Annotated in this window: 8 protein-coding genes, 1 tRNA gene and 1 pseudogene; 7 read left to right on the top strand and 3 right to left on the bottom strand. The window is 70.2% G+C overall.

Annotated features, from left to right (window positions below; translation table 11 throughout):
* Positions 1–66: 66 nt before the first annotated feature.
* From FHS34_RS42870 to FHS34_RS33915, 5 genes and pseudogenes are all read left to right on the top strand, one after another.
* Positions 67–165, top strand: a pseudogene (locus FHS34_RS42870) (chorismate mutase); the annotation flags it as partial.
* A 129-nt stretch (positions 166–294) separates the two neighbouring features.
* Positions 295–2787: an aminopeptidase N gene (gene pepN / locus FHS34_RS33930; RefSeq protein WP_184972666.1), complete on the top strand. Its 2493-nt coding sequence runs from the start codon at positions 295–297 to the stop codon at positions 2785–2787.
* A 108-nt stretch (positions 2788–2895) separates the two neighbouring features.
* On the top strand, positions 2896–3720 hold the full coding sequence (locus FHS34_RS33925; RefSeq protein WP_184972664.1) for an NAD(P)H-binding protein: 825 nt from the start codon (positions 2896–2898) through the stop codon (positions 3718–3720).
* Positions 3721–3901: 181 nt separating this feature from the next.
* A complete protein-coding gene (locus FHS34_RS33920) occupies positions 3902–5278 on the top strand; it encodes a pyridoxal phosphate-dependent decarboxylase family protein (RefSeq protein WP_184972663.1) in 1377 nt (458 codons plus the stop codon).
* Positions 5275–6684, top strand: coding sequence for a lysine N(6)-hydroxylase/L-ornithine N(5)-oxygenase family protein (locus FHS34_RS33915; RefSeq protein WP_184972661.1), 1410 nt, complete (start codon positions 5275–5277; stop codon positions 6682–6684). Before FHS34_RS33920 ends, FHS34_RS33915 begins: the two co-directional genes overlap by 4 nt.
* 93 nt (positions 6685–6777) lie before the next feature.
* Here FHS34_RS33915 and FHS34_RS33910 read toward each other — a convergent pair whose 3' ends face one another.
* Positions 6778–8583 (bottom strand): bifunctional metallophosphatase/5'-nucleotidase, encoded by a 1806-nt coding sequence (locus FHS34_RS33910; RefSeq protein ID WP_184972659.1) that lies wholly within the window; start codon positions 8581–8583, stop codon positions 6778–6780.
* A 217-nt stretch (positions 8584–8800) separates the two neighbouring features.
* On the opposite strand from FHS34_RS33910, the gene pyk reads away from it, so the two are divergent.
* The gene (pyk, locus tag FHS34_RS33905; protein ID WP_184972657.1) at positions 8801–10237 is read left to right on the top strand and encodes a pyruvate kinase; all 1437 of its coding nucleotides are present in this window, start codon (positions 8801–8803) and stop codon (positions 10235–10237) included.
* 15 nt (positions 10238–10252) lie between these two features.
* Here the strand turns inward: pyk and FHS34_RS33900 are convergent, their stop codons facing one another.
* The gene (locus FHS34_RS33900) at positions 10253–11011 is read right to left on the bottom strand and encodes a helix-turn-helix domain-containing protein (RefSeq protein ID WP_184972655.1); all 759 of its coding nucleotides are present in this window, start codon (positions 11009–11011) and stop codon (positions 10253–10255) included.
* A 105-nt stretch (positions 11012–11116) separates the two neighbouring features.
* A tRNA-Leu gene (locus FHS34_RS33895) sits at positions 11117–11189 on the bottom strand.
* 103 nt (positions 11190–11292) lie between these two features.
* Between FHS34_RS33895 and FHS34_RS33890 the strand changes: the two genes are divergently transcribed.
* The gene (locus FHS34_RS33890; protein ID WP_184972653.1) at positions 11293–11949 is read left to right on the top strand and encodes an ANTAR domain-containing response regulator; all 657 of its coding nucleotides are present in this window, start codon (positions 11293–11295) and stop codon (positions 11947–11949) included.
* Positions 11950–12017: the final 68 nt, after the last annotated feature.

Here is a 12017-nt window from a genome sequence, read left to right as displayed (position 1 = left end):
CCGGCTCCCGCCTCCACCTGGGCTGTTGCTCGTTGCATGCGGGGTCGGAGGGTTGCATGCCAACCCGCCGAGAAGTTCCTGAACTTCATCATCGCCGAGGTCATCCGGCACCACGAGCGGATCGCCGAGGACACGAACAACGAGCGGCCGGCGCACGACGCCTGAACCAGGCACCCGGCCAGGACAGCGACGAGGGACCGGCCGGACCGACGGCCCGGAACGCACACGGGGGACAAAAGCCGCGTACTGATCCGCCCCTGTGCGCTGCCGGTCCCATCAGGCAGCATGTCCTGCATGTCCGTACTCACGCGCGACGAAGCGCAGCTCCGAGCACAGTTCCTCGACGTTCACCGGTACACGGTCGAACTGGACCTCACGACCGGTGACGAGACCTTCGACTCCCGTACCGCGATCCGGTTCACCACCCGGTCCGACGGGGACACGTTCGTCGAGCTGAAGCCCGCCGAGCTGCGCAGCGCCACGCTCGACGGACAGCCGCTCGACCCGGAGTCGCTGAGCGAGGACCGGCTGCCGCTGAAGAACCTCACCGCCGGCGAGCACGAACTGCGCGTCCACGCCGTCATGCGCTACTCCCGCACCGGCGAGGGCATGCACCGCTTCACCGACCCCAGCGACGGCGAGACGTACGTCTACACCCAGATGTTCATGGACGACGTCCAGCGGGTCTTCGCCGCCTTCGACCAGCCCGACCTCAAATCCGTCTTCGACGTCTCCGTCAAGGCACCCGAAGGCTGGACCGTCCTCACCAACGGCGTCACCGAACACCGCGGCGACGGCGTCTGGCACGCCGCACCCACCCCCCTCATCTCCACCTACCTGGTCGCCGTCGCCGCCGGCCCCTGGCACTCGGTGCGCACCGAACACCGCGGCCTGCCCTTCGGCATCCACTGCCGCCGCTCCCTCGCCCCCCACCTCGACACCGACGCCGACGAGATCCTCGACATCACGCGCGCGTGCTTCGACCGCTACCACGAGAAGTTCGAGGAGCCGTACCCCTTCGACTCCTACGACCAGGCCTTCGTCCCCGAATTCAACGCCGGCGCCATGGAGAACCCCGGCCTGGTCACCTTCCGCGACGACTTCGTCTACCGCTCCGCCGTCACCGACACCGAGCGGCAGACCCGCGCCATGGTCATCGCCCACGAGATGGCCCACATGTGGTTCGGCGACCTCGTCACCCTCAAGTGGTGGGACGACATCTGGCTGAACGAGTCCTTCGCCGAGTACATGGGCTACCAGACCACCGCCGAGGCCACCCGCTTCACCGACCCCTGGACCGAGTTCGCCGTCACCCGCAAGGCCTGGGGCTACGACGCCGACCAGCGGCCCACCACCCACCCGGTCGCCCCCGAGAACGTCGACGACACCGCCTCCGCCCTGCTCAACTTCGACGGCATCTCCTACGCCAAGGGCGCCTCCGCACTGCGCCAGCTCGCCGCCTGGCTCGGCGAGAAGGACTTCCTCGCCGGCATCAACACCCACTTCAAGCGCCACAAGTTCGGCAACGCCACCCTCGCCGACTTCATCGACTCCCTCGCCTCCGCCACCGACCGCGACGTACACGCCTGGGCCGACAGCTGGCTGCGCACCACCGGCGTCGACACCCTCACCCCCAAGATCTCCTCCGCCGACGGCGCCTGCACACTCACCGCCGAACGCGCCGGCAGCCGCCCGCACCGCCTCAGCGTCGGCCTGTACGACCACGACGTCGCCGACGAAGGCCGCCTGGTACTGCGCGAACGCCTCGACCTCGACGTCCCGCAGACCGCCCCCCAGCCCATCGGCAAACGCCCCGCACTGGTCCTCCTCAACGACGGCGACATCACCTACGCCAAGGTCCGCTTCGACACCACCTCCTTCGACACACTCCGCACCGGCCTGTCCGGCCTGCCCGACCCGCTCACCCGCGCGGTCGTCTGGAACGCCCTCAGGGACGCCGTCCGCGACGGCGAACTCCCGCCCTCCGCCTACCTGGAGACGGCCCGCGCCCACCTGCCGCGCGAGACCGACCTAGCCGTCGCCCAAGGCGTCCTCGCCTTCGCCGCCGGCCAGCTCACCGAGCAGTACCTCGCACCCCAGGACCGGCCGGCCGCCCTCACCACCCTCACCTCCCTCTGCCGCGACCTGCTGCGACGCACCGAGGACGGCGACCACCCCGGCCTGCGCCTGATCGCCGTACGGCACCTCATCGGCGTGGCCGCCCACCCCGAGACCATCGCCGCCTGGCTCGCCGACGGCACCGTGCCCGGCGGCCCGGAACTCGACCCCGAGCTGCGCTGGCGCATCCTCGCCCGGCTCGCCGTCCTCGGCGCCACCGACGAAGCCGCCATCGACGCCGAACTGGCCCGCGACCCCAGCGCCACCGGCCAGGAGGGCGCCGCCCGCTGCCGCGCCGCCCTCCCCGACCCGGAGGCCAAGCGAGCCGCCTGGGAAGCGATGTACGACCGCGACGACCTGTCCAACTACCTCTTCACCGCCACCGCACAGGGCTTCTGGCAGCCCGAACAGGAGGAACTCGTCCGCGCGTACGTACCGCGCTTCTACACCGACGCGGTCGCCCTCGCCGCCCGCCGCGGCCCCGCCATCGCCGTCGCCGCCGGCCGCTGGTGCTTCCCGGCACATGCCGTCGACACCGAGACCCTGCGGCTCGGCGAGGACTGCCTGCGCGACACCGAACTCACCCCGGCGCTGCGCCGCACCCTCGCCGACCGCCTGGACGACCTGTCCCGCGCCCTGCGCGTGCGCGGCGGGGAAGCCACGGAGTAGGTCCGGCGACGTAGGGCACGGCTGGTCCCCGCGGACGACGCGAGGGACCCGCCGTCGCTCCTAGGCTCGGGGGGTCAGTGACCAACCGCGCCCACGAAAGGCAGCACCGTGATCGCAGTGACCGGCGCCACCGGCAACGTCGGCCGTGCCCTCGTCGACCGCCTCCTCGCCGCGGGAGCGCCCGTCCGCGCCCTGACCCGCGACCCGCGACGGGCCGCACTGCCCGAACGCGCCGAGGTCGTGCGGTTCCGGCCGGACCACCCCACCGCCCTGTTCACCGGCGCGACCAGGCTCTTCCTCTACGCGCAGGCCTGCACGGCCGAACTGCTCGCCGCGGCCCGCGACCAGGGCGTACGCCACGTCGTCCTGCTGTCCAGCGGCATCATCACCGAGGGCGCCGACGAGACACACCCCATCCACCTCATGCACGCCACCGCCGAGCGGCAGATCCGCGACAGCGGCCTGGCCTGGACGTTCCTGCGCCCCAACGCCTTCGCCACCAACGCGCTCCAGTACGCACCGCAGATCCGCACCGGCGACACCGTCCGGGGCGTCTACGCGGCCGGACTCTCCGCCCCCATCCACGAGGACGACATCGCCGCCGTCGCCGAACGCGCCCTGCTCGACGACGGCCACGAGGGCGCCGCCCACCGGATGACGGGCCCCGCGGCGATCAGCAACGCCGAGCAGGTCACGGCGATCGGCGAGTCGCTGGGCAGGAAGCTGACGTTCGTCGAGACCGACCCCGCCGAGGCGGGCCCGGAACTCTTCCCGCACGTGCCACCGTCCCTGCTCGAACGACTGCTGCAGACCTTCGCCGAGACCGTCGGCACACCCCCGGAGATCACGGGCACCGTGGAGCAGATCACCGGCACCCCGGCCCGCACCTTCGGCCAATGGGCCCACGACCACGCCGACGACTTCCGCGCATAGCCGCGAGCACCCCACCCCCCAACGCTCTCCTCCGGTACGGCAGTACACACTTTCGGGTTCCGTTCACCCGGCTTCCGGGACACAGGGCCCCCTTCCGGTACAAGCTGGAACTCCACCCACAAGCCGGAAGACCCGGGCCCCACGGGCCCACCGGACGTTCCCCTGCCCCGGAGGAGAGCCCATGAGCGGAGGAGACGCCCCCACCACGCCGCCGCTCGCCTCCGGCCCCGGCGGCCCCGACGCCCTGCGACCGCTCCTCGCCACCGTGCTCGACGCACTCGCCACCGGCGCCGAAGAGCGCGGCGGCCCCCTCCCCGCCGGCGGACCGGAAACCGTCACCGCACGCGTCGCCGACGCCCTCGGAGACGCCCTGCCGGACACCGGCGACCCCGACGCCCTGCACACCCTCGTGCGCACCCTCGCCGCAGGCGCCGCCGACCCCGCCGACCCGCTCTGCGCCGCCCACCTGCACTGCCCCCCACTCGCCGTGGCCACCGCCGCCGACCTCGCCGCCAGCGCCCTCAACCCCTCCCTCGACTCCTGGGACCAGGCCCCCGCCGCCTCCGCCCTGGAAGCCGCCGTCGCCCGCACCCTCGCCCGCACCGCCGGACTCGCCGACGCCCTCGTCACCACCGGCGGCACCGAATCCAACCAACTCGCCCTGCTCCTCGCCCGCGAGGCACACGGCACCGACCTACGCCTCGTCTGCGGCACCGCCGCCCACCACTCCCTGCCCCGCGCCGCCTGGCTGCTCGGCCTGCCCGACCCCGTGCTCATCCCCACACCACGCGGCACCCTCGACCCCGCCGCCCTCGACGAGACCCTCACCGCGCTCCCCGGACCGGTCCTGGTCGCCGCCACCGCCGGCACCACCGACACCGGCCTCATCGACCCGCTGCCCGAGATCGCCGGCCTGTGCACCGCCCACGGCGCCCGACTCCACATCGACGCCGCCTACGGCGCGGGCCTCCTCTTCAGCGACCGGCACCGCGACAAACTCGCCGGCCTCGAAGCCGCCCACACCGTCACCCTCGACCTGCACAAACTCGGCTGGCAACCGGTCGCCGCCGGCCTCCTCGCCGTCGCCCGCCCCGGCGAACTCACCACACTCCACCAGCACACGGACTACCTGAACGCCGACGACGACACCGAAGCCGGCCTCCCCGACCTCCTCGGCCGCTCACTGCGCACCACCCGCCGCCCCGACATCCTGAAGATCGCCGTCACCCTGAGAACACTCGGCCGCAGCGGACTCGGCGCCCTGGCCGACCAGGTCTGCGCCCGAGCCCGCGAATTCGCCGCACTGATCCGCGAGCACCCCGGCTTCGAGCTCTACGCCCCACCCGTCATCAGCACCGTGCTCTTTCGGCCGGCCGAAGCGGACGACACAGCCGTGGCCGCCGTACGCCGACGACTGCTGCACGAGGGCCGCGCCGTCCTCGGCCGCGCCCGGCCCGACGGCCGGCTCTGGCTCAAGGTCACCGTCCTCAACCCCCACACCCGGCCGGACGACCTGGCCCACCTGCTCAAACTCGCCGAAGGAAGCACCCCCGCATGACCCACCCCCAACGCCACGAGCCGGACTCCCCACGCGACCTCGTCGGCATCGGCATCGGCCCCTGCAACCTCTCCCTCGCCGCCCTCGCCCACCCGCTCGCCGAACTCGACGCCGTCTTCTACGAACAGCGCCCCGGCTTCGACTGGCACCCCGGCCTGCTCATCGAGGGCGCCACCATCCAAGTGCCCTTCCTCGCCGACCTCGTCACCCTCGTCGACCCCACCAGCCCCTGGAGCTTCCTCAGCTACCTCCGGGCCCGCGAACGGCTCTTCCCCTTCTACTTCGCCGAGCGCTTCCACATCCAGCGCGCCGAATACGACGCCTACTGCCGCTGGGTCGCCGAGGCACTCCCCGGCCTCCGCTTCCGCCACCAGGTCGACGCCGTCCGCTGGAACCCCGAACGCGACGTCTTCGAGGTCGACCACACCCAACTCGACCACGACGGCGAGGCCGAGGCCCTGGGCCGCACCTACACCCGCAACATCGTCCTCGGCGTCGGCACCGCCCCCCACGTGCCCGACCCCCTCCGCCCCCTCGTCGACGCCCCCGGCGTACCCGTCCTCCACGCCGCCGACTACCTCGCCCACCGCGACTCCGTCCTCGCCGCCGGACACGTCACCGTCGTCGGCTCCGGACAGTCCGGCGCCGAGATCTTCCTCGACCTGCTCCGGCACCGCCCGCCCGGCCGCGAGAAGCTGCACTGGATCGGCCGCACCGAGGCGTTCGCCCCGATGGAATACTCAAAACTGGGCCTGGAACACTTCACGCCCGACTACACGCGCTACTTCCACGCCCTCACCGAACCCGTCCGCGACCGGCTCGTCGCCGCCCAGTGGCAGCTGCACAAAGGCATCGACGCCGGCACCCTCGCCGCCATCCACGACGAGCTCTACCGGCGCACCCTGCACGGCGGCTGGCCCGACGCCGTCCTCGTCCCCGGCGTCCGCGTCCGCACCGCGGGCCGCATCGCCGCCACCAAGATCGAACTGCACCTGGAACACCTCCAGCAGGACACCCGCTCCCGGCTCACCACCGACGCCGTCGTCCTCGCCACCGGCTACCGCGAACGCCCCCTCGGCCGCCTCCTCGCCGGCCTCGACCCCTACGTCCGCCGCGACAGCAGCGAACGCCCCCGCGTCGACGAAGAGTTCCGCCTCGTCCTGGACCCCTCGGTCACCGGCTCGGTCTACGTGCAGAACGCCGAACTGCACACCCACGGCGTCGGCGCCCCCGACCTGGGCCTCGCCGCCTGGCGCAGCGCCACCATCCTCAACTCGCTCACCGGAAAAGAGCCGTACCCCCTGCCCACCCGAACGGCCTTCACCTCCTTCGGACTGGACGACCCGGCGGAGCGGGTGCCCTCGGCCAGACAGCCGAAGCGGCTCACCCCGCTCATCGACGGATGACCACCGGACCGAGCCGCGACAACCCCACGGACGGCGGTGCCGGCGCATGTCCCACGACACCGCCACCGCCGTCGACCCGCCACCACGGCGGCCCTAGAACACCGGCGTGCCGTTCCGCGTGAGCTTCCAGTCCACCGACGCGAAGTCCTTCGGGTCCAGGACACCCTTGGCGGTCACCCACTCCGCGATCCGGGTACGGATCTCCGTCGACTCCGACCACAGCTCCTTGGCCGTGGCGACATGCGGGAACGCACCGCCACCGTTGGCACGGTAGTTGTTCACCGCCAGCACGAACTGCCGGGCGTCGTCCAGCGGCGCCCCCTCGAAGGTGAGGTTCTTGATCCGCGACCCCACCGGCTGGGCGATGTCGATGTCGTACGCCAGACCCGACACATAGTCGTAGTTGTAGTCCGGACGGCTGTTCGCATTGGTCAGCTTCTCGACGTCGACCGCCGCGTCGGGCGCCGTCTGGACGTAGTACTGCGCCGAGTACTCCAGATAGGCGCGCACCTGCGCCCCCGTCAGCAGCTTGGCGACCAGCGTGTTGTCGTACACGTACAGGCTCGACAGGTCCCGGATGGTGACGTCGCCGGCCGGGATCTCGGAGGTCCGCGAGAACGGCGACGCCTGGGCGATCACCGGCAGCGCGGCGTACTCGGTGCCCGCGAGCGCGGCCTTCACCACGTCCTCCTGGACCTTGGTGATCAGATCGATGATCGGGGCGTCCTTGTAACGGGCGTCCACGGTCGTCAGGGTCTCGGTCGCCCGGCCCACCACCTGGTTGACGTACGCGACGACCTTCTCGTGCTCGTCGCCCAGCAGCTTGGTGATCTTCGGGTCGTCGGCGACCGTGCTGGAGTTGCGCAGCGACGCGGAGACCGACTCGACCTCCCAGCGGCCCTTGCTGAACACCAGCTCGATGTCGAACAGGGTCAGCCGCTCGGCGTAGCACAGCGGCTCGGACAGCACGACGGTCCTGCCGGTCTTCTCGTTGACGACCTTCAGCTCCGGGATCTCCAGGTGCGCGTGACCGACCAGGATCGCGTCGATGCCGGGCACCTGCCGGGCGACGTTGGCCGCCGCGTTCTCCACGTACGGCACCTGGTCACCGTACGACGACGTGCCCGAGGTACCCGAGTGCGCGGACACGACGACCACGTCCGCGCCCATCGACTTCAGCTTCGGCACCCACTTGGCAGCCTGCTCCTCCAGGCCCGGGAACGCCAGCTTGCCCTGGACATAGGCCTTGTCCCAGATCGCGATGCCCGGATTGGTCAGACCGAGCACGGCCACCTTGACCGGCTTGGCGCCCGGCACGTGGAACGTCTTCATGAAGTACGGCGGGAAGGCGGGCCGCAGCGTCTTCGCGTCCACGGCGTTGGCGCCGAGCAGCGGGAAGTCGAGCTGGTCCTCGAACTTCCGCAACGTCTCGATGCCGTAGTTGAACTCGTGGTTGCCCAGGGCCGCCGCGTCGTAGCCGATCGCGTTCATCGCCTGCGCCATCGGGTGCACCGGGCCGCCCTTGGCGGTGATCGGGTCGACCTTGGCGTAGTAGTAGGTCAGCGGGGTGCCCTGGATGGTGTCACCGGCGTCCAGCAGCAGGGTGTTGCAGCGGCCCTTCTCCTCGCGCACCTGGTTCACCAGCGTCGAGATCCGCGACAGGCCCGTCGCGTTGCCCGCCTTGTCGGAGTACTCCGCGTCCTTGAAGTAGTCCCAGTTGAAGACGTGACCGTGCAGGTCGGTGGTGCCCATGACGGTCAGCGAGTACCGCTTCACGGGGTGCCCGGGCCCGTGGCCCTCCGCCGCCTCGGCCGCCGGGGCCGCCGCCGCACCGGCGATCGCCACTCCCGCCCCGGTGGCGGCGGACTTCTTCAGGAACTTCCGGCGGTTCAACGGCATCTTCAGGTCTCCTTGGCGCAGGGTCAACAACGCGCGTAGATTCTGACCTGAGCATGACCTACGGCAACAGGTCCAGAAGGTTGCGATCTGGTGACCATCGCTCATAGGAGCGGACCGCCGCACAATTCAACACTTGTCAATAACCCTTTGCCCAAAGTCTGTTGAGTAGTCACATGGGCCCAATTCTCTACCCACCGGTAAGGCATAGGCTCGGTCCATGCGCCGAGCAAAGATCGTCTGCACTCTGGGGCCCGCCACCGACTCGTACGACCAGATCAAGGCACTCGTCGAGGCCGGAATGGACGTCGCCCGGTTCAACCTCAGCCACGGCACCCACGCCGAGCACGAGGACCGGTACCAGCGCGTACGAAAAGCGGCCGACGAAACCGGCCGCAGCGTCGGAATCCTCGCCGACCTTCAGGGCCCGAAGATCCGGCTCGGACACTTCGCCGAAGGACCCGTACTCCTTGAACGCGGCGACACCTTCACCATCACCGTCGAGGACGGCGCCGAAGGCGACCGCCACCAGTGCGGCACCACCTACGCCGGCCTCGCCACCGACGTCAGCCCCGGCGAACGCATCCTCGTCGACGACGGCAAGGTCAGCCTCGAAGTCACCCGCATCGACGGCCCCCGCGTCCACACCCGCGTCATCGAGGGCGGCGTCATCTCCGACCACAAGGGACTCAACCTCCCCGGCGTCGCCGTCTCCGTCCCCGCCCTCTCCAAGAAGGACGAGGACGACCTGCGCTGGGCACTGCGCACCGGATTCGACGTCGTCGCCCTCTCCTTCGTCCGCACCGGCGACGACGCCAGGGACGTCCACCGCATCATGGACGAAGAAGGCCGCCGCCTGCCGCTGATCGCCAAGATCGAGAAACCCCAGGCCGTCGCCAACCTGGACGACATCGTGGCCGCCTTCGACGGACTCATGGTCGCCCGCGGAGACCTCGGCGTGGAGATGCCGCTGGAACACGTCCCCATCGTCCAGAAGCGCGCCGTCACACTCGCCCGGCGCAACGCCAAACCCGTGATCGTCGCCACCCAGATGCTGGACTCGATGATCGACCACTCCCGCCCCACCCGCGCCGAAGCCTCCGACGTCGCCAACGCCGTCCTCGACGGCACGGACGCGGTGATGCTCTCCGGCGAGACCAGCGTCGGCAAATACCCGGTCGCGACCGTACGCACCATGGCCAAGATCGTCACAGCCGCGGAGGAGGACATGCTGGCCAAGGGTCTGCCCCCGCTCACCGAACGGAACAAGCCACGCACCCAGGGCGGCGCCGTCGCCCGGGCCGCCGCAGAGATGGGCGACTTCCTCGGCGCGAAGTTCCTGGTGGCGTTCACCCAGTCGGGCGACACCGCCCGCCGCCTCTCCCGCTACCGCTCGCCGATCCCCCTCCTGGCCTTCACCCCCGAGCCGGCCACCCGCTCCCAGCTCAGCCTCACCTGGGGCGCGGAGACGTTCCTCGGCCCGCATGTGGACTCCACCGACGCCATGGTCGAGCAGGTGGACGAACTGCTGCTCAGGTACGGCCGCTGCGAGAAGGGCGACGTCGTGGTGATCACGGCCGGCTCCCCGCCCGGCGTCTCCGGCTCGACCAACATGGTCCGCGTCCACCACATCGGCGAGGACGACAGCCCGAAGTAGAACCTCGCCGGGGGGTCAGTGTTTGGGGCCTACGTGGGCGTCCATGAGGGCTACGGAGGCCTTCTTGGCGACGGAGACGTTGTAGGGGATGCCGTCGCGGATGCAGTACGTCCACTCGACGCCGAGCTTGTCGAGAGTGCCGGTGTACAGGCCCCGGATGTCGTCCGACTTGTTGGTGAAGAAGTAGCGAGGGTATTCGTACCGCTTCCGCTCACCGGCGACGACGCGGGTCGTCCAGTTGGTGATGCGGCACCCGTCGGAGTGAATCAGGCCCCGGACGAATTCCCAGGGGTGAGCGTCGACGATGACTTGCTGCCATGGCTCAGGCGCGATCTTGCGGTCATGCTTCTTGCCGGGGCCGTGCCGGGGGAAGAGGTGCGGCCAGTGCTGGTAGTAGCCACTCATCATGGAGTACCCCTGCTTTTGAACGGCGTACACGCTGACTCCGGGGCGCACATTCGTGATGGCTTCGCGGCACAGCCGCATCAGGCCGGGCCAGGCATCGGCACAGGCGATCCTGAGGTAGTGCCCGGTGCCGCGAGGGTGAGCGCTGATGCACCCGTCACCGAGGTACAGGCCGAGCAGGTAGGCGTATGCGCAGTTGTCAGCAGGCGGTCCGGCGTCCGGGACCGTCCTGCGGGGCAGGGGCTCCAGGCGGTGCTGCCACGAGCGGATCGCAGCCCTGGAGACGCCTGTCTGCTTGCTCACCGAATTGAGACTGCGGCCCTGAGCCACCAAAGCCAGGGCTCGCTTGCGTGTGCTGATGTCGTACATGTGACGACCCTGTAAGAACGACGCGGGTGACACGCGACAAAAAGCGGATGTTCACGAGAACGTGGACATCCGCATCAGAACGTGACCTTGGAATGTTAGGAAAAGTGCCCCGGGTGGGATTCGAACCCACGCTATCGGTGGTTTGAGCACCGTGCCTCTGCCGCTGGGCTACCGGGGCTTCCTGTAAATCAAAGGCCGACGGTAACCCCGCCGTGCCCCCACCTTACCGCAGCTAGGTACGCTCTTGTCAGCAGTACCCCTGCCCTGAACGAGGAGCCCCCGTGACCCCCGAGTCGCCCCAGCCCGTAGACGTGCCCGACGACGACAAGTCGCACGTGCCTCCGCTGACGACCCGTGTCGTCATCGCCGAGGACGAGGCACTGATCCGGCTCGACCTGAAGGAGATGCTGGAGGAGGAGGGGTACACCGTCGTCGGCGAGGCCGGGGACGGTGAGCAGGCCGTGGAGCTGGCCCGCGAGCACCGGCCGGACCTGGTCATCCTGGACGTGAAGATGCCCAGGCTGGACGGCATCTCCGCGGCCGAGAAGATCGCCGAGGAGTCCATCGCCCCGGTCCTGATGCTCACCGCGTTCTCGCAGCGCGACCTCGTCGAGCGCGCCCGGGACGCCGGTGCCATGGCGTATCTGGTGAAGCCGTTCAGCAAGAGCGATGTCGTCCCGGCGATCGAGATGGCCGTCTCGCGGTTCACCGAGCTGAAGCAGCTGGAGCAGGAGGTCGCCGACCTCACGCAGCGGCTGGAGACCCGCAAGCTGGTCGACCGTGCGAAGTCCGTCCTGCAGACCGAGTACGGCCTGACCGAGCCGGCCGCGTTCCGCTGGATCCAGAAGACGTCCATGGACCGGCGTCTGTCGATGCAGCAGGTCGCCGAGGCGGTCATCGCGGACAACGACGAGAAGAAGGCGGCGAAGAAGGGCTGAGCCGCCCCGACGCGTACGACGAGGCCCGCGCCCCGGAGAAGAGGGCGCGGGCCTTGTCGTGTGGGTGC

This window comes from Streptomyces echinatus, from assembly GCF_014203595.1.
In the GTDB taxonomy this organism is placed as follows: Bacteria; Actinomycetota; Actinomycetes; order Streptomycetales; family Streptomycetaceae; genus Streptomyces; species Streptomyces echinatus.
Note: the sequence above shows the minus strand (reverse complement) of the source record. Positions and strands in the feature narration are given on the sequence as shown.